Annotated in this window: 17 protein-coding genes and 1 pseudogene; 12 read left to right on the top strand and 6 right to left on the bottom strand. The window is 33.0% G+C overall.

Annotated elements, in window-relative coordinates; genetic code table 11:
* Positions 1–13: 13 nt before the first annotated feature.
* Complete coding sequence (locus tag MKX66_RS07095) at positions 14–952, bottom strand: DMT family transporter (protein ID WP_000185903.1); 939 nt, start codon at positions 950–952, stop codon at positions 14–16.
* A gap of 124 nt (positions 953–1076) precedes the next feature.
* On the opposite strand from MKX66_RS07095, the gene MKX66_RS07090 reads away from it, so the two are divergent.
* The 3 genes from MKX66_RS07090 to MKX66_RS07080 all read left to right on the top strand — a co-directional run bounded on the left by MKX66_RS07090 (position 1077) and on the right by MKX66_RS07080 (position 4120).
* Positions 1077–2447 carry an aminotransferase-like domain-containing protein gene (locus MKX66_RS07090; RefSeq protein ID WP_002189692.1) on the top strand — a complete coding sequence of 457 codons (1371 nt, stop codon included), beginning with the start codon at positions 1077–1079 and terminating at the stop codon, positions 2445–2447.
* Between the two features lie 243 nt (positions 2448–2690).
* Positions 2691–3107: a VOC family protein gene (locus MKX66_RS07085; protein ID WP_002127537.1), complete on the top strand. Its 417-nt coding sequence runs from the start codon at positions 2691–2693 to the stop codon at positions 3105–3107.
* A gap of 134 nt (positions 3108–3241) precedes the next feature.
* On the top strand, positions 3242–4120 hold the full coding sequence (locus MKX66_RS07080; protein ID WP_002032284.1) for an SDR family oxidoreductase: 879 nt from the start codon (positions 3242–3244) through the stop codon (positions 4118–4120).
* A gap of 174 nt (positions 4121–4294) precedes the next feature.
* Here MKX66_RS07080 and MKX66_RS07075 read toward each other — a convergent pair whose 3' ends face one another.
* On the bottom strand, positions 4295–4948 hold the full coding sequence (locus MKX66_RS07075) for a CPBP family intramembrane glutamic endopeptidase (RefSeq protein WP_341085837.1): 654 nt from the start codon (positions 4946–4948) through the stop codon (positions 4295–4297).
* Between the two features lie 398 nt (positions 4949–5346).
* On the opposite strand from MKX66_RS07075, the gene MKX66_RS07070 reads away from it, so the two are divergent.
* Complete coding sequence (locus tag MKX66_RS07070; protein ID WP_033709141.1) at positions 5347–5550, top strand: hypothetical protein; 204 nt, start codon at positions 5347–5349, stop codon at positions 5548–5550.
* 35 nt (positions 5551–5585) lie between these two features.
* Here MKX66_RS07070 and MKX66_RS07065 read toward each other — a convergent pair.
* A pseudogene (locus MKX66_RS07065) lies at positions 5586–5827 on the bottom strand (hypothetical protein).
* Between the two features lie 127 nt (positions 5828–5954).
* Here MKX66_RS07065 and MKX66_RS07060 point away from each other — a divergent pair.
* The 4 genes from MKX66_RS07060 to MKX66_RS07045 all read left to right on the top strand — a co-directional run bounded on the left by MKX66_RS07060 (position 5955) and on the right by MKX66_RS07045 (position 8075).
* Positions 5955–6236 carry an NmrA family NAD(P)-binding protein gene (locus tag MKX66_RS07060; protein WP_002189695.1) on the top strand — a complete coding sequence of 94 codons (282 nt, stop codon included), beginning with the start codon at positions 5955–5957 and terminating at the stop codon, positions 6234–6236.
* Entirely contained in the window at positions 6220–6717 is a 498-nt protein-coding gene (locus tag MKX66_RS07055) for a DUF421 domain-containing protein (RefSeq protein ID WP_002189697.1), read from the top strand. Before MKX66_RS07060 ends, MKX66_RS07055 begins: the two co-directional genes overlap by 17 nt.
* A 242-nt stretch (positions 6718–6959) precedes the next feature.
* Positions 6960–7493, top strand: coding sequence for a TetR/AcrR family transcriptional regulator (locus MKX66_RS07050; protein WP_002032294.1), 534 nt, complete (start codon positions 6960–6962; stop codon positions 7491–7493).
* A gap of 159 nt (positions 7494–7652) precedes the next feature.
* Positions 7653–8075: a DUF3995 domain-containing protein gene (locus MKX66_RS07045; protein WP_326997798.1), complete on the top strand. Its 423-nt coding sequence runs from the start codon at positions 7653–7655 to the stop codon at positions 8073–8075.
* Positions 8076–8415: 340 nt separating this feature from the next.
* Here the strand turns inward: MKX66_RS07045 and pdxR are convergent, their stop codons facing one another.
* Entirely contained in the window at positions 8416–9855 is a 1440-nt protein-coding gene (pdxR, locus tag MKX66_RS07040; RefSeq protein ID WP_002141887.1) for a MocR-like pyridoxine biosynthesis transcription factor PdxR, read from the bottom strand.
* A gap of 148 nt (positions 9856–10003) precedes the next feature.
* Here pdxR and MKX66_RS07035 point away from each other — a divergent pair, with 148 nt between their 5' ends.
* Positions 10004–10921, top strand: coding sequence for a DMT family transporter (locus MKX66_RS07035; protein ID WP_044442047.1), 918 nt, complete (start codon positions 10004–10006; stop codon positions 10919–10921).
* A 215-nt stretch (positions 10922–11136) separates the two neighbouring features.
* Here the strand turns inward: MKX66_RS07035 and MKX66_RS07030 are convergent, their stop codons facing one another.
* Both MKX66_RS07030 and secY read right to left on the bottom strand, forming a co-directional pair.
* Entirely contained in the window at positions 11137–11580 is a 444-nt protein-coding gene (locus MKX66_RS07030) for a carboxymuconolactone decarboxylase family protein (RefSeq protein ID WP_193653764.1), read from the bottom strand.
* A gap of 81 nt (positions 11581–11661) precedes the next feature.
* The gene (secY, locus tag MKX66_RS07025) at positions 11662–12966 is read right to left on the bottom strand and encodes a preprotein translocase subunit SecY (RefSeq protein ID WP_002141891.1); all 1305 of its coding nucleotides are present in this window, start codon (positions 12964–12966) and stop codon (positions 11662–11664) included.
* Between the two features lie 537 nt (positions 12967–13503).
* On the opposite strand from secY, the gene MKX66_RS07020 reads away from it, so the two are divergent.
* The 3 genes from MKX66_RS07020 to MKX66_RS07010 all read left to right on the top strand — a co-directional run bounded on the left by MKX66_RS07020 (position 13504) and on the right by MKX66_RS07010 (position 18906).
* Positions 13504–14019 carry a DinB family protein gene (locus MKX66_RS07020; protein ID WP_341085836.1) on the top strand — a complete coding sequence of 172 codons (516 nt, stop codon included), beginning with the start codon at positions 13504–13506 and terminating at the stop codon, positions 14017–14019.
* A gap of 555 nt (positions 14020–14574) precedes the next feature.
* Entirely contained in the window at positions 14575–16521 is a 1947-nt protein-coding gene (locus tag MKX66_RS07015) for a bifunctional metallophosphatase/5'-nucleotidase (protein WP_341024603.1), read from the top strand.
* 681 nt (positions 16522–17202) lie between these two features.
* Positions 17203–18906 (top strand): M4 family metallopeptidase, encoded by a 1704-nt coding sequence (locus MKX66_RS07010; protein WP_341085835.1) that lies wholly within the window; start codon positions 17203–17205, stop codon positions 18904–18906.
* The last annotated feature ends 62 nt before the right edge of the window (positions 18907–18968 follow it).

Genomic DNA, 18968 nt, shown 5'->3' with positions numbered 1-18968 from the left:
TACCCCTCACTTTTTATTTACTCAAGGAGGTATTCTTCTTTTTCGCTATGATTCCTTTTTTTCCTAGAAAATTTGTGCCTATTACTCCAAGAACAATCATAAGTGTACCGACAATATGATAGTAGGCAATTTGCTCGTGTAAGAATACAACGCCTGCGATAATGGTAATAAGTGTAGATAAGTTGCTAAAAACACTTATTTTGGCTGCTTCAATATAAGATAATGAATAGTTTAATAATAATGCTGTCAGTAAGGAAGATAGTAATCCTAAATATAAAATGGAGATAAGGAATGTTCCATTCGTAAATGGCTTAAAGTATACAGTTATTGTACCTTTGTTCATATGGTCAATGATTGCGATGAAATTAAAACTAATAAAACCGATTGCTGTCATTGTGTATGTTAAATCCATCAGCTTGAATTTTTTTGTCATTTTTCGAGCTAATACATTGTAGCAAGCAGATGATAATGCCGATAATAAAATGAGAATAACACCGATAAAGCTCGTTTCATGAGCCCCTATACCATTCATAACAAATATATAAATGACACCTATGACAGAAATACATACTGATGTTTTTTGCCATGTATTCGTATATTCTTTTAAAAAATAGGAAGCTAGTATCATCGTAAATATAGGGATCGCTGCTTGTATAATTCCAGCTTCAGATGAACTTGTATATACTAAGCCAAATGCTTGGAAAGCAAAGAACAATGCTGGATAAAATATTGCGAGTGGTAAAAGTGTAAGTATGTTTTTAAATGATATATTTAACTTTACAAAACCGAAAATAACCGGAATGGTTGCTGCTATGAAGGCAACTGTAAAACGGTGAGCCAGAGTATCAAGAGGACTCGTAATGGTTAGTGCTAGTTTCACAAACATAAATGAAAACCCAATAATAAATGAATAGAGTAATGCTGATATATATGCTTTTGTTGTATTTGTCATAATTCCACCTCATAGTAGTTGATTTCTTACTGGCCAGTATACGTACATAGTAATCCTTCTGATCTAGTGCTACAATGTGAACAAATACAAACTGTACCGGTACAAAAAAATAGGAGGTGTAATGATGTATAAATATTTACATGTTTTGAACGACTTAGAAAGTATGATTCAAAATGGTGAGATAAAAGAAGGAAAGAAATTACCGTCTATACGGTCGCTTGTTACACAATATGAATGTAATAAGGCGACTGTAATACGAGCGCTGCATGAATTGGAAAAGCGTCATATTATTTATTCTGTACCTCAAAGTGGATACTACGTTGTTAAGAAATCTGGAAGTTACATAGAAAGTAACGAGATTATTGATTTCGCTTCTTCGGCCCCAGATCCAGATGTTTTTCCATACTTAGATTTTCAGCATTGCATTAATAAAGCGATTGATACCTATAAGAATGATTTGTTTATATACGGAACACCGAAAGGGTTACCATCTTTAATTTCGGTTGTGCAAAAACAGTTAGCAAACTATCAAGTTTTCACAAAGGAAGATAATATATTTATAACGTCAGGTGTGCAGCAGGCGCTTGCTATATTAACTTCAATACCATTTCCGAATGAACATAATATGATTCTAATTGAACAGCCAAGTTACCATTTATATATTGAATATGTAGAAACAAATAACATTCCTGTAATCGGAATTAAGCGTACGCATGAGGGGATAGATTTAAATGAACTAGAGCGGATATTCAGCACAGAAAAAATTAAATTCTTTTATACAACTCCAAGATTTCATCATCCACTTGGAACTTCGTATTCTAAAAAAGAGAGAGAAAAGATTATTAAACTTGCGAAGAAATATAATGTATTTATAGTAGAAGACGACTATTTAGCAGATTTAGAAACTGATTCAAAAGTAGATCCGTTTTACAGCCAAGATAATTGTAATCATGTTATATATTTAAAAAGTTATTCGAAGATCATCTTTCCTGGATTGCGAGTCGGTGTTGCAGTCATCCCGCAATCCATTGCAGATGCCTTTTATAAGTATAAAAAGATTTTAGATATCGATAGTCCTATGATTTCGCAAGCTGCTTTAGAAATTTACATAAAGAGCGGAATGTTTGATCGGCATAAACATAAAATAAAAGCATCTTACTACAATAGGTCAAAAAAACTAGCAGCAGTAGTAGAAGGTGTTCAAAATGAAAATCCACATTTGTTTACTTCTAGAACAGTAGATCCAATTGGAATACACACTTGTTTACAGTTGAAAAAAAATATAGTCACGGACACATTTATTAAAAATTTAAGCAAGAGTCAAATAAGTATAGATTCTATTGATAAAAATTATTTAAGTAACTTTCATAAAGAGAGATTGTTAAAGTTAAACGTATCAAATGTAAAAGAAGACAAGATTGAAGAAGGGATTCGCAAAGTAAGTGAGGAAATAAAGCGAATGAACCGTGTAGATTTTCAGTTCAAAAAAGAATAAAAATTATGAGGGGGCGTGTTTTGAATAGAATAGCCTTGTTTGTATGTATTGCTCTTATTGATTCACAATATTATTGTTTAATTACAAAAAAATCGTTACGTTCATGATCTTCCATTAAAAGGGCATTTTCTTGAATGTGGATAAGAGAATGGGTTATTTATATGTGAATTAAAGGTAATTCAGAAGGTGTTATTTCGTTTTAGTATGTGGAAATATTACTCAACATTATGGAGGAGATCGATTATGAGCAATACACAGACATTACGAGGGCTAACCACAGTTAGTTTTTGGACAGATAATCTAGCAGCCGCAAAGAAATGGTACGCTGACCTATTAGGAAGTGAACCATACTTTGAACGTCCAGGATATGCCGAATTTCGCATTGGCGACTACCAACACGAGCTAGGTTTAATCGATAGCCGTTATGCGCCAGCTGATTCAGTGACCGGCCCATCTGGCTCTATAGTGTACTGGCATGTTGATGATGTAACAGCAACTTTCAATAAGCTACTGTCTATGGGAGCAAAAGAGTATGAGGCACCTACAGAGCGCGGCGTGGGATTCATCACGGCTTCCGTAGTTGATCCCTTCGGAAACATATTAGGCGTTATGTACAATCAGCACTATTTAGATGTGCTGATTTCGAACAAAAAAGCATGAACTTCGCTGCTGCACAACGAAGCATAGGGTGCAATGCTAATCAAATTTAATTAATATTATTTTAACCCCTTCTTAAAATCAGAACGGGGTACCGAAAATAATTATACTTGATTATAAAGAGTAAGGAGAATCACATGAAACCATTACAAGGTAAAGTAGCAGTTGTGGCCGGAGCAACACGAGGCGCCGGAAGAGGTATTGCGATGATGCTTGGTGAAGCCGGTGCAACTGTATATGTAACAGGAAGAAGTACAAAAGGGAATTTATCCTGTATGGGAAGAACTGAAACGATTGAAGAAACGGCAGAGCTTGTTACAAAGCAAGGCGGAAAAGGAATCGCAGTTCGTGTTGATCATACGGTAGAAGAAGATATTAAAGCATTATTTACAAAGATTCAAGACGAACAAAATGGACAGCTTGATATTTTAGTAAACGATGTTTGGGGCGGCGATCCTTTAACGGAATGGGAGAAACCTTTCTGGGAACACAATCTACATAACGGACTACTTATGCAACAAAGAGCTGTTCATTCTCATATAATGACAAGCCATTACGGTGTACCATTAATGGTGAAAAATAAAATGGGACTTGTTATTGAAATTACAGATGGAGTCGATTATCAATATCGAGGTAATTTGTACTATAGTTTAGCAAAAGTCTCAACAATTCATTTAGCAGAAGCTATGGCGAAAGATTTAGAACAACACAATATTACAGCTGTCGCAGTTAGTCCAGGATTCCTTCGTTCAGAAGCGATGTTAGATATATTTGGTGTAACAGAGGAGAATTGGCGAGAAGGAGCTAAACAAGACCCTCATTTTATCGCATCAGAAACTCCTTTCTTTGTTGGAAGAGCAGTAGCAGCTTTAGCAAGTGATCCAAATGTTCATGAAAAAACGGGACGAGCGTTAAGTTCATGGGAATTAGGAAGAGAGTATGGATTTACAGATATGGATGGAAGACGCCCAGATTGGGGGAAATATTTTGAGGAGAATGTTTTGAATCAAAATTAATGTTTTTAGAGCACTCAATAGCTGAGTGCTCTTTTTCTTTATACTGTACATAAATAATAAAGTCCTCTTAAAAATAAAGTGAAACTTTAATCAGTGTGGAGGTGTCCATCCTCCACTGATTATTAGCCTTCACCAATTGGGCGTTTACTGCCCACAAATAGAGGGATAAAATAGTTATTTAAAAAGCATTGGTACAAATGAAATACAGTCAAAAATAAAGTGACAAATCCAACTTACCCAAATACTTTTTGAATTTTTCCATATATAATTTAGTGCTAATCTAATTGGGATTATAGTTATTAATAACTGCATTGGCACAAAACCATAAGCTGGAATATGCCACAAAGCGAACAACAAACTACATATTAATGATGCAGTGCCAAATTTTAATCCTAATTTTTGTAATGCGATAATTATATTAGTGCAAATCAACTCTTCACCCATTAACATAAAGGGTACACGGAATAAAATCATAGAAATACTTATTACTTCAGCAACGGAATTTTTAGTTGCAGGTTCAAAAATGTAACTGAATATTAAGTTGGAAGCCATACCTACGATAATTGTTAAAGGCAAACCCCAAAGTAATGTCTTGATATTAAAATGTTTAAATTGCTCTAATGATATTTTTCCTAAAAAATAGTATCCTATAATTCCACATAATACAAGATTCCATAAAGCTTCAAGAATCATTCCCAATACTGCAGGTATATTATCTCCTAACACTGCGAAAAGTTGATATACAATCCCGAAAATAATTAATAATCCCAAAGCCAAAAGGGATTTTGAATCAATTTTCTTCTCTGTTTCTATAATCTTTGTTTCCACAACAGCCCCTTCTTTCTTATTATTTCATTGATTACGAATATATAATAGCACATTGTTCTCCAAAATAATGGTAATTGAGACGATCATAATAATTTTATTTTTCCAAATCAGTAAGTCCAAGATTAGGAGATTCCTTGCAAGAATCATTTAGACCAAAACCTATTATTAATGTCGTGATTGAAATAAAGCAATTATTAAACAAAAATAATAATCGCCCATCAAATTTATGAGTAGGCGATTAATGTATTTCTAAGAACAAAATTAAACAACTTTATTATCTTTACACATATATCGCATAAAACACTTTTTAACTTCATTAAATATATAGGGAATCATTACCAAAAAAATGATATCCTTAAAGTATAGTCTATATTTTGTATAGGAGAGTGATGGAGTCTATGGCGGTACGTATAGTCGATGATTTACAACAATTCTCTTTATTACTTATGTTTTTGAGTACATTAATATTTTACAGATACTTAAAGAAAATTAAACGAGAGAGAAAACTGACTTCTTTTGAATGGACAATGTATTTTGTCACTCAATTCGCGACTTCCATTTGGGCAATTACTTATTGTATTAAATTTTTGTCTGAATCGTAAGTTACATTAAACCATTTTAGTTTACTGGATTATTGTTATCTATTAGGGATATAAATATAGCCCGTATCTAAGTCAATGACGACATCACTCTTAATGTCTTCTTGTAATGACTTTGGAATGTTTTCAAAATGATAACGTACACAAAATAAATTTATAAGCTCCTCATTAGATAACTCTTCATTTTTTACGTTAAAATACATTTTTTTAACTTACTGATAGAACAGTTATGACCAATAACATACTCATTAATTCCATATCCATCAAATTCAATTATCATGTTATCACTATTGGTTGCTAGCCAACATTATAGCTTTAATTTTGGATGAATCTTTCATATTGATTATTATACATAGCTTATATATGTCTCGTATCAATTATGATATTCAAAATAAGAAGAAACACATTTGGAAATTTTTGTAGCAGGTGCAACAGGTGTAATAGCACGTTCTTTAATACCAATGCTAATAAAAGAAGGTCATACTGTGTATGCAATGATTCGTAACGAATCACAAGTAGAAGCAATGAAGAAAGTTGATGCTTTACCAGTACTAGCTGGGAGAGAGGTGCTTCAAAGAATAAGGCACGTAAAGAGAATGGATACTTTAAAATATCATAAAAATCCTTTAATGGGAATACTAGTAACATTCACTATTAAAGGATTGGGCTGTAATGAATATACTTTTTGAAAGCATTATTTTAATCCTCACTGGAATTATTGTTTTAAAATTGACAGGTAGTAAATCTGTTAGCCAAATGACGAGAGCTGAAATTATTATTGTGGTTTCTATAGGACGTATTATTGTAGAACCTATATTAAGTAGGAAAGTAGGCCCATCTATTTTTGCTGCGTTTATTTTTGCGGGTGTTTTACTTATTATTCATTTTTTTGAATTGAAATCACGAAAAGTAGAAAAGTTTCTAAATGGAACTAGCATTATTGTTATAGAAAACGGAGAAATCTTAAAAAAGAATTTATTACGCGCGAAAATGTCAGAACAACAATTATTTATGCATCTGAGAGAAAAAGGCATACATGAAATCAAGAATTTACAACAAGCAACTGTAGAAACGAATGGACGGATTGGGTATCAACTAACTACCAAGGCACAACCAGTTACTTTGGAAATGCTAGAAAAGCTTCTAGAGCAATGTAATCTGAAAAAATAGTTTTAGACTAAAAAGCGCTTCTTGTACATAAAGGGACTTTTCGCAAACGTGTAAAAGTCCCTTCAGTAATCCTGAAGGGACTTTCGTGTTATCTAATTTATCGAGGGTGATGACGATCAATATTACGATTAACAACAACGTTAAAGTTCATAAAAATAAACAGAATGAATAATTGACAAAAAATGAGAATAGTAGTAATCTAACGTAAAACATACGCTAGCGTATTTTATTGGAGAGATAATATGCAATTAACGAGAGAAGACTGGATAAAAGTAGGATTACAACAATTAGCTAATGAAGGTATACATAAAGTTCGCATTGAAGCACTTGCTCGATTGCTAAAAATAAGCAAAGGAAGCTTCTATCACTATTTTCGTGACCATCAAGAGCTTTTAGATTCTATGCTCGACTTTTGGGAAGTGCATGCAACAAAGCTGATTGTTCAAAGTATGGAGCAACAGGATGCCTCTTTAGAACAGCTATTACAGATTAGTTTTAATCGAGATAAAAAAATTGAGAATGGTATTTATGCTTGGGCTAAATATGATCCTGTTGTGGCAACACGTTTAGTAGATATAGAAGAACAAAGAATTTCTTGTGTTGCAAAATTGTATCAAAAAATGGGCGTAGACGAAACTGAATCAATTGATCGAGCGAGACTTGCCTATTTAACGTATGTAGGATGGATGACAAGGTTTGAAGCAAATCCTAATTTTGATATTGATAAAATGGTTGAGCTTTTCACTTCTTTCAGCGGGTGTCCAAACATCCACTGAAAGAAGTGAAAGCCTCCGGACGCAATTATGCTGAGGCATAATTGATTATTCGATAATAAATGTCCCTAATATGGTTATAAAACCTGAAGGGACAAAATTTTCACTATAACATACGGTAGTGTATGTTATCTTTGAAGTTACGAAATTGGGGGCGAATAAATGAAATTACTATTAATAGTAGTAGCTGTGGGGCTTCTGTGGTTTATCAGTTTTTTGCATATTTATTGGGCTTTTGGAGGTCGATGGGGTTCTGCTGCTGTTATCCCAGTAAAAGAGGGAGAACATAAGCCTGCTTTTACTCCGAGAATATGGGGAACATTATTCGTAGCCATTCTTATTCTATTAGCTAGTGTCATTATTGTTGTTCAAGTAGGTTATTTGCAGGGGTTCGAAGCAAATAGTTTATCTAAAATCGGAAGTATTGTCTGTGCTTTAGTTTTCATTATTAGGGCAATTGGTGATTTTAAGTTTGTTGGATTTTTCAAAAAAATTAAACATTCTCAGTTTGCTATATATGACACTTGGTTCTATAGTCCATTATGTTTATTCTTTGGTTTTGTCTATATCATGTTGTTGTTTTAATAAGTATAATGAATTCCCTATAAAATAAATTTTATGCAGGAAGAAAACACCTCTTATTGAACAAGTAGTAATAAAAAGAAGTTTGAGCATAGCAATAGAGCAATACAGGTTCTGTTGACAGCGAAGTCCGCTATGATTAGTCATTTGTGTTTAAAAAGAGGATAGATAGGGCGAATTTATTCAAGCTCTTCTATCCTTTTAATTTTTATACATATAATGTATGACATTAGATAAGAATTCACTATTAATAATAGGTTCAGCTTATATCTTGACTTTTAATAAAATTTTAAAGTGTTGGTTTTTTATTGTGTGAATAAGAGGTTAGTTGTTGTTTTAGAGTTTAAATCATTGATTTAAACTTGGCAATTGTATCATGTAATCTTTCTAATCCAATCAACATATCTTTTTCATTTAACATTGAATAACTAATTCGCAAATGATTATATTGATTTTCATGGTTTATCAGACAAGCTGTGCCGGGTAAAAAAGAAACATCTACTTCATTCGCTTTTTGTAATAATGTAAAAGGATCGATTGACTGAGGGAGTGTAACCCATAAGTTAAATCCTCCATTAGGTATTTCAAATTCTAATTCTTTTAATGGAGATAATATATCAATTGTTAAATCACGTCTAATTTGTAAAGCAGTCCGTAATTTTTCTAAATGATTTTTCATTCGTTCCGCGCGTAAAAAAGGAAGTAGTGCTTTTTGTGTCAATAAGGGACTACCAATATCCATCGAAGCCTTAACGGCGTATAACCATTCAAAGATAGGACCTTCAGCTGCAAGTGCCGCGATGCGAAGACCTGGTGCTAACGTTTTACTAAATCCTTTTAAATATATAACATGACCATTTGTATCAAAGCTTTTTATTGGAGGGGGAATTTTAAAATCCTCAAAATATATCTCTCCGAAAGAATCATCCTCTAAAATGAAAAATTGATAAAGCTCTGCTAGTTCTACAAGTTCCATTCTTCTTTCTTTACTCATTACTGTGCCCGTTGGATTCTGAAAAGTAGGATTCACATATAACAAAACAGGATTCTTTCTTTGACAAATATCATCGATTAAATCTGAGCGAATGCCGTTGTTATCAAGACTAACAGGGATAATTTGAACTCCTTTATTAACAAATACATCAAGCGCCGCTCCGTAACACGGACTTTCTACTAACACTATGTCTCCAGGTTTTAATAATGTTTGGGCGATTAAATCAATTCCTTGCTGGGCACCACTTGTAATTAATAATTGAGATGGATCTGTAACTACTTGTTGGTGTTCTTTTAAGTAGTTTGTTATTTCCACTCTAAGTTCTTTGTCACCTTGAACAGGTCCATATGTTGCCAGTATCATTTGATCCTTATTAAGTAATTTGTGCATTTCATCTGAAAGAAACGGATTTGGTAATAAACGTGGATAAAGGACAGCCTGTGAAAAATCAAAATATTTACGATGTTGGTTCATTACATATTGAGAACGCATAACATTAATGGATTTCGTTTGTTGCCATTGATATGGAATTGGTTTGAAATCTTTGTTCACACGTTTATGTATATAGGCACCTTTTCCTTGTTCAATTCGTATATAACCTTTCGTTTCTAACTGTTTATAAGCTTTACGAACAGTTAATAAACTAATTTGCAAATCATCGGCCATAGCACGTAAAGAAGGGAGGTAATCGCCATGTGAAAGCATCCCGCTTTGAATTCTCTCAACAATTTGCATATATATTTGTTGGTAATATGGTATGTTGGATTCTTTACGTAGTACTATCTTCATAGAATCACCTGTTTTTCTTTTTAATTTAATTAAAGCGAAAAACAGTCTGACAATCAACTATATTTTTATTCAACTGTTATATGCGTGGATACACTGTTATACAGCATATCCTCTATACTCATTTCAAGAGTAAAAAGGAGGAAGGAAAATGGTCATTTTAAATTATATTTTAGTATGTATTATTTTTGGAACGACATTTTTAACGATAAAAATTGGAATAGAAGCTGGCGCACCACCATTATTTTCAGCTGGAATTCGTTTCTTTTTGGCGGGCCTTATTCTCATTATTATTTTTAAATTAAAGCGAAAGGATATTATGCCCTACTTATTATCGAAACGTATTATATATGCTGGTTTTTGTTTAACATTTATGACATTCGCGACCCTTTACTGGGCTGAACAATATATTTCTTCTGGATTAGCTGCAGTTCTATCTGCAACAGCCCCAATGATGATTTTGCTATTACAATCAAAGAGAAATAAAACAAAATTGCAAAAAGAACAACTTGTTGCTTTAGTTATAGCACTTACAGGAGTTTTGTTTATATCTTTACCTGGCATGCATCAAGAACTTACTTTCATATGGAGTATTGCATGCCTTGTTATATTAGTAGGAGAGTTGTTTTATGGAATAGGTTCTATTCGTTCTAAAGAGATACTTTCAGATTTACCTAACGTATCACCATTTCTCATTAACGGCATTCAAATGTTTTATGGAGGAGTTTTGCTATTAATTGTATCTGTTGTAATGGAACAGCCGAATTTAGCTGTATTAACATCTTGGAATGTACAATGGCCAATTTTATATCTCATATTTGTAGGATCAATCGGTGGGCACGGTTTATATTATTGGCTCTTATCAAAAACAAATCCAATATTTCCATCAACATGGTTGTATGTATCCCCATTAATCGCTGTTATTGTAGGTTATTTTGTATTAGGAGAACCATTAAATCCTGCAATGGGAATTGGAGCTTGTTTAATCTTGATTGGTGTATTTTTAGCGAATCGTTCTACACTTGGAGTTTATTTTAAGCAAGGAAGGTTGTTAAAAAAAGAGATGTAGTTAAAGTTTAATGATGTAGAAAACAGCGAAAAACGTATTCAAACTTTAGAAGGAAAAATAGTTAATTTAGAGAAAGTGATTAACACATTAGAATATAGATTAGGGATAGTAGAATCAAAAACACAGTTGGAGAAATAACCAACTGTGTTTTTATATAGGGTGTATTTTATTTTACACTTAACTAAATCGGTCGCATATTGTTTGGTGGATAAGTGTTATTTTTTTATTACGGTATTGCCCATCGCGATAGAAATTCGATTCCAATTGTTTATTTGATTAATGATTAACACAAGGTCAACATATTGTTTTTCGTCAAAGTGTTCACGTACTCGGTTATATAGATTTTCAGGAACTCTTTTAGTAGGAATGAGAGTAATATGCTCCGATAGTTCCAGAGCAACTTTTTCTTCAGGAGTATAAAAATCACAATCATCCCAAGCGCTTAAGCAGTAAATTCTTTGCTCGGCTTCACCCAATTTTCGGGCGTCAGAAGTATGCATATCGATACAATAAGCACAGCCGTTAATTTGAGAGACTCTAATTTTTATAAGCTCTCTAACAGCACGATTAATTGAGGATTTCTTCGTGTATTTCTCCATATCCATCATAATTTTCATACCATCAGGCGAAATATCATAATAAGACATTCTTTGACTCATAAGACAAAACCTCCGTTATTATAAGTTTTTATAATAAAAACACACTAGGTCGCTATTGTGACTTCTAGTGTGTTTTTGTAATTAATTCACTTTTTTTATAAAACCTTTATAATGACGCTTAACAAGTTGACTTTCTAACGTCTTCATCGTTTCTAATGCAACACCTACGATGATTAGTAAACTTGTACCGCCGATTTGAGCAGATGGTGGTAATGTTGCGATTTTCGTGAATACGAGCGGTAATATTGAAATTGCTCCTAAGAAAATCGCACCGATAAATGTTAAACGGTATAAAATTTTTGTTACATACTGTTCTGTAGATTTACCTGGGCGAATACCCGGGACATATCCGTTTTGCTTTTTCAAATTCTCAGCCATTTGTTCAGGGTTTACTTGAATAAATGCATAGAAGTATGTGAAAGCAACGATAAGACCAACATAAAGCGCCATTCCAAACGGATGTGCAAAATCAAGATTCGCAATTAGCCATTTAGATACGCTCGAGTCAGGGAAGAGCTGCGCAATTGTACGCGGCGTCATTAAAAAGGCTGAAGCAAAGATAACAGGAATTACACCTGCACTATTTACTTTAAGAGGTAAATGAGTATTTTTTGCTCCTTGATATTGATTGTTTCCTGAAACAGCTTTTGCATATTGAATCGGTATTTTTCGAACAGCTTGTTGAATGTAAATAACACCAACAACTATCGCTAAAATTACGAGTCCAATTAAAACCATTTTTATTATGTGCATAAATAACTGATCGCCTGCGTTTTGGAATTGTTGCAAATAAATTTGATTAGCGACATTTGGAATCGCCGCAACAAGTCCTGCGAAGATAATCATTGAGATTCCATTACCAACGCCATTAGCGGTAATTTGTTCACCTAACCAAAGTAAAAATGCAGTACCAGCAGTTAAAACTGTCGCAATAAATAAGTATGTAGTCCAGCTTTGATCTGTAATTAATTGTCCACCTGCTATATTATTAAAACCATAAGACATCCCAATGGATTGTATGAATGCGAGAATGATTGTAAAGTAGCGAGTAAATTGAGCTGATTTCTTACGGCCCATTTCTCCTTGCTTTGCCCATTCTGTAAATTTAGGTACAACGTCCATTTGTAGTAATTGTACAATGATAGAAGCTGTAATATATGGTGTGATACCTACAGCAAAGATTGAGAAGTGTTGCAGTGCTCCTCCGCCAAATACGTTTAGCATACCTAAAACGTTGGCTTGATCTTGTACTTTTAATACCTCTGCGTTAGTATGAGGAACTGGAATAAACGTGCCAATTCGAAAAACAATTAGCATCGCTAGTGTAAAAAGAATTTTGTTTCTTATCTCAGCTACTCTCATGAAATTTGAAATCGTACGAAACATTATGTCGCCTCCTATATTTTTATCAGTTCAAAACTGATTATTATATCCCGATGAAGTAACCACAAACCTCCTTCCGCATTAAATTCATTTGACAAATGGAATTTTATACATTTTGTAGTTTTCACGGATATAAAAATATAAGGTGTTTATACAAGCGATTTATTAATTTTTCGTAATCATTCAATACCCATAATATAACTAATAAATTAACAAATGTACATACATAAGCATTAAAAATGAATGAATAGATTGATTTTTTACATATATTTAATGCTAGATTGATAATTAGGAACGTTTTATGTAGTTATATTGAAAGGATTCCGTTGAAAGTATTATGATGTAGCTGTAGCGCATAATAACCTCAAGGAAATCTTCAAGGATGTTGAGAGAACTCATACATTTCAGCATGAATTAGAGAACCTACTAAAGAAAGAAAAGATTGGATTGGAATAATAGTGAAGGAAAATCTTTTTTCCATAGAGAATATTTCTAGCGTAGGAATTTAAGTATGTAGGTTCTAGCGAAAGGAGAATTCACATGAATACATTTGTAAATGACAAGTTTTATGAAACTAGAAATCAATTATTTGAGGAAATTACTTTGTTAAGTGATGCTCAATTTAATAGGAAACCAGATAAGGATAAATGGAGTATAGCACAAGTTTGTCATCACTTAGTTTTATTAGATGAGAGAGTTATAACAGTTATTTCATCGGGATTAAAAAAGATGGATAGTATCTTAAATGAGCGTAAAGAAATTCACACTATTTTATTAGATAGATCGATAAAATTTATAGCCCCAGAAATGATTGAACCAAGTATAGAACCATTTGAAGTGCAGCAAATGTTTGATTTGTTAAACGACTCTAGAAAAGAATTGATGCGTTTCCTGAGTACAATAGAAGATGAATCTATATTAGCGAAAAAATCAGTGACGCATCCAGCTCTTGGAGAATTACTACTTGATCAGTGGATAGAACTGATCTATTTGCATGAACAGCGTCATATAGAACAAATTAAAGAGATAAAATTGCTTTGTGGAGTTGAAAAGTAAAATCATTGTCTATTTATTGAGCGATTTGGGATAGCATCAAGGATTCGAGTGATAAAATACAAGTCCTAATTAAAATTATGATGAATTTAGTTGAAAGCAACCAATAAGCAGAAAAAAATACGAAACTAGCAGATTTTACTCCTGAAGAGGAAACGAACATTTGAAAAAAATCTGAATCCGATTTGCTGTATAAGTGTAACCCCGTCTTAAATGAAGAGCGGGGTTATTATTTTTGGAAGTGATCTCAGTATTTTCATATAGAAGGAAAAAATTAGAAATAAAATCCGAAAATGAGTTGCATGTCCAAAATTTTGAAAGTACATATACATCTACCGTTGGTTTAGCGCCCTTCACACGTTGGAGGAAGAAGTATTTTATTAGAAAATGATAAAATACTATTCTGTTAGGGGATATATGCATTTTATTCTCTATATTTTCACAGCAAAACCAACTACAAAATTATCTTTTGTAGTTGAATTTCTCTGAATAATAAGTTACATTTTTAAAGTTCAAGCAACTTTATGACAGTACAAAAAGGGGAGAAATATTGTTATTATGCAAAAAATGAAATGGAAGAACTATGTATGCAATTTTATTATTCTTATGCTTCTTGTAACAGCAGTAACAGTCAAACCAGCTATTTCTAAGGCTGAGGAATCTAATGTTAATATTACATTGTTAGGTACTGCAGATATTCATGGTAGATTTATGCCTTGGGATTATGCGCTTGATGGAGCAAATATGAGTGGAAGTTTGACGCAGCTTTATACGGTTATAAAGAAGGTACGTCAAGAAAATCCAAATACCATATTAGTAGATGCCGGGGATACAATTCAAGGAAACTCAGTAGAATTATTCAACGATAAGCCACAATCGCCAATGATGGTAGCAATGAATACAATGGGATATGACGCCTGGGCATTTGGAAATCATGAATTCAATTTTGGATTAGATACATTGAAAAAAGTTAGTGAGCAATACAAGGGAAAGACGTTAGCAGGAAATATTTATAAGGAAAATGGAGAGCGTTTTCTTCCTGCATATACGATTGTTGAAAAAGGTGGAATTAAAGTCGGGATTATTGGTATGAATACACCAATGATTAGTGATTTTGAAAAAGGGACAGATCATTTGGATGGTTTAGTAGTGAAAAATCCAGTAGAAGAGACAAAAAAGGCTATTAAAGAATTAGAAGATAAAGTAGATGTAATGGTAGGGGTTATGCATATGGGACTAGAAAATGAGAATGGAATCCCAGGTACTGGTGTTCAAGATATTGCGAATGCTTGTCCGGAACTAAGCGCTATTTTTGCGGCTCATATGCATAAACTTGTAAAAAAAGAAGTTGTAAATGGCGTAATTATTACAGAACCAGATAAATACGGAACGCATATTTCACGTATTGACCTTACTTTTACAAAGCAAGATGGGAAGCTTGTTTTAAAAGATAAAACAGCTACCGCTATACCTGTAAAAAATGCTGATGGAACTACAGTATTATCTGATTCTACACTTGAAGAAACACTAACACCTTTTCATGAGTATGCGAGAGGAGATGCAAATGTTGTAGTCGCCCGATTAAAGGGTAGAAACCTTGTTCCTCAGAATGAAATAAAGGGTATTCCAAGTGTGCAGATTCAAGAGACACCTTTATCAGATTTCTTTCATGAAGTCATGCTCCATTACAGTAAGGCGGATGTAGTAGCCCATCAAATTGATAATGATTATGCCCGTTTGGATATAGGTCCTATAAAGAAGAAAGATATTGCTTATAATTATCAATATGCTTTGGGAGAAATTACAGTATATAAGATAACTGGAAAAGATTTAAAAGACTATATGGAATGGGCAGCAGGATATTTTAACTCATCTCGTGCCGGAGATGTAACAGTTAGCTTTGATAAAAATCGTCGTGCGTCTAAATACAGTACGAACGATTTCTTTGGAGGCGTAAAATACGAAATTGACTTAACAAAACCATATGGTAGTAGAATTACAAATTTACGCTCTATTCGTACAAATAAACCAATCAAAATGAGCGATGTTATGACGCTAGGAATGAATGCGTATAGAATGGAGGCTCTTCAGGCAAAAGGGGGAGCTTTAGAGGGACGAAAATTTGAACAAACTTGGTCATCTAAACAAGAGAATGCATTCGGGGAAACAGGTGGAACCATTCGTAACCTTGCTATTACATATTTAAAAGAGGTAAAGAACGGTGTATACACGCCAAAAGTTATGCATAATTGGAAAATTACTGGTGTAGATACACATTCTTCAGAGCATAAGGCTGTAGTTGATCTTGTAAATAAAGGGATTTTAGAAATCCCAAAAACAGAAGATGGAAAATATACAAATATAGCATCTATAAATACTAAAGATTCAATTACAAAAGAAGAGATTGTAGCACTCTCACAAAAAGCTAATATTAATCCAAATCAGTTTAATCATGTAAAAAGAAAAGGTGAATTTTACAAAAAACTTAGTAGGATAATTAAATAAATATAAAAAAGATGGCTCTCGTGCAAAAAACTATTAAACTTGGACATACCATTATCCTAAAAAAGTTTGTGATTGGTATGGAAATATAGAGAATCATCGGTAAAAAACCCCCTGGATTGCTTTAAAAATTCAGGGGGTTTTTCATTTGAATAATTATTGTTTCATTTCTCACTATGTATATTTATAATATGCTTTAAAAGAACATACCTTAAGTTAATAACATGCAATAGATATGTCCTTTTCTATATTTAAATGGGGAGACAAATTTATCTTTGAAAGATATTTTTGACAAGATGAAACTCATATAAGACTTCAGCAGTCTCAAAACGTTACAATCCATGCAGCTATAGACATAAATAACAAAATTATATTGAAAAATCTAACTTGTATATGCGTTGCCTCACCTCACTAAAGTATTTGACTACAATTCTTAAAATAGTAAAGAGTGGTTTTTTATGTTGTTAATAAGATATAAGTGTACTTTGATTAGAATGAATATAGATAATTAACGACTAACCAATTGGATGAGCACCTAAAAGGGCTCGTTTTTTATTTTATCGACCACATATATGTAATTTTGCATAATATTACATAAATTTTGTATTTTCTCTTTTTTTCGACATAAATAGACAGTATACTTTGTACAAGCTTTCTATTTCAAAAATTATACGAGGTGAAAAAATGAAAAACACAAAGACATTAACTAAGGTAGCATTAACAACAGGATTAGCTTTAACAGCTGTGGCACCATATGGAATAGGTCATGCTGAGGAAACAGATCAACTACAAGTTCAAATTCAGGAGGATTCATTCCGTTCGGGTGAACTTACACAACCGTCACAAAAAGCACCAGAAAATGTAGTAAAGGATGCACTTAAGGAGAAAGCTGAACAAGCTCTTTCTCCAAATCAAGTCAATGGAGAAACAGGAGTAGATTATAAAGTTCTTCAAAAACGTGGTTCGTATGATGGAACAACACTTGTGCGTATGCAGCAAACATACGAAGGAAAAGAAGTATATGGCCATCAATTAACTGCACACGTAGATAATAAGGGTGTTATTAAAAGTGTTTCAGGCGATAGCGCGCAAAATTTAAAACAAGAAGAATTGAAAAAGCCTATTAATCTATCAAAAGATGGAGCGAAACAATATATTTATACGAAGTACGGGAACGATATCAAGTTTATTTCTGAGCCAGAAGTTAAGGAAGTTATTTTTGTTGATGAAAATAATGGACAAGCTAGCAATGCATACCAAGTTACCTTTGAAGCGGCAACACCAAACTATGTTTCCGGAACTTATTTAGTAAATGCACAAAATGGTGATATGTTAAAAAATATGGTACAAGAATCTAACTTAAAAGCAAGTGAAAAACTAGTTGGAGCTTTAAAGGAAAGTAAAAAAAGTAGTCTTACATCATTAACTGGAACAGGAAAAGATGATTTAGGTATATCTCGTTCATTTGGTATTTCTAAACAAAGTAATGGAAAATATGCACTTGCTGATTATACAAGAGGGCAAGGAATTGAAACATATGATGTGAATTACAGAGATATTACTAAAGAAGAAAGCTATTATCCTGGTACACTAGCAACCAGCACTTCAACAACATTTAACGATCCAAAAGCAGTAAGTGCTCATTACTTAGCAACAAAGGTATTTGATTTTTATAAAGATAAATATAAGCGTAATAGTTTTGATAATAAGGGACAAAAGGTAGTTTCAGTTGTACATGCTTGGGATTCTGAAGATACGAACGATCCGAAAAATTGGCAAAATGCATTAAGTGCTAATAATGGAAGTATGCTTGTATATGGCGATCCTATTGTCAAGGCATATGACGTAGCTGGACATGAATTTACACATGCTGTTACTTCTAGCGAATCTAATCTTGAATATTACGGTGAATCTGGTGCGATTAATGAAGCGCTATCTGATATTATGGGAACATCTATTGAGAAATACGTAAATAATGGAAGCTTTAACTGGACAATGGGAGAACAAACTGGATCTGTTTTCCGTGATATGGAAAACCCAGCTTCTGTTCCATCTTCACTTGGAGTACCTTATCCAGATGATTACAGTGAATTTAACGATTTTAATGGATGGGATCAAGGCGGCGTTCATTTTAATTCAAGTATTATTAATAAAGTTGCGTATCTCATTGCAAAAGGCGGAATTCATAACGGAGTAACTGTTAAAGGAATTGGTGAAGATAAAATGTTTGATATTTTCTATTATGCAAATACAGATGAGTTAAACATGACATCTAATTTCAAAGAATTGAAATCAGCATGTATTCGAGTGGCAACTAATAAATATGGTGCGAATACAGCTGAAGTTCAAGCAGTTCAAAAGGCATTTGATGCAGCAAAAATTAAGTAAGTTAGAAATATAGTTTCCATTCGTATATTAATACATTATGAAAATCAGCTAATGTCATTTTA

This window comes from Bacillus sp. FSL R9-9530 (assembly GCF_038008145.1).
In the GTDB taxonomy this organism is placed as follows: Bacteria; Bacillota; Bacilli; order Bacillales; family Bacillaceae_G; genus Bacillus_A; species Bacillus_A mycoides.
Note: the sequence above shows the minus strand (reverse complement) of the source record. Positions and strands in the feature narration are given on the sequence as shown.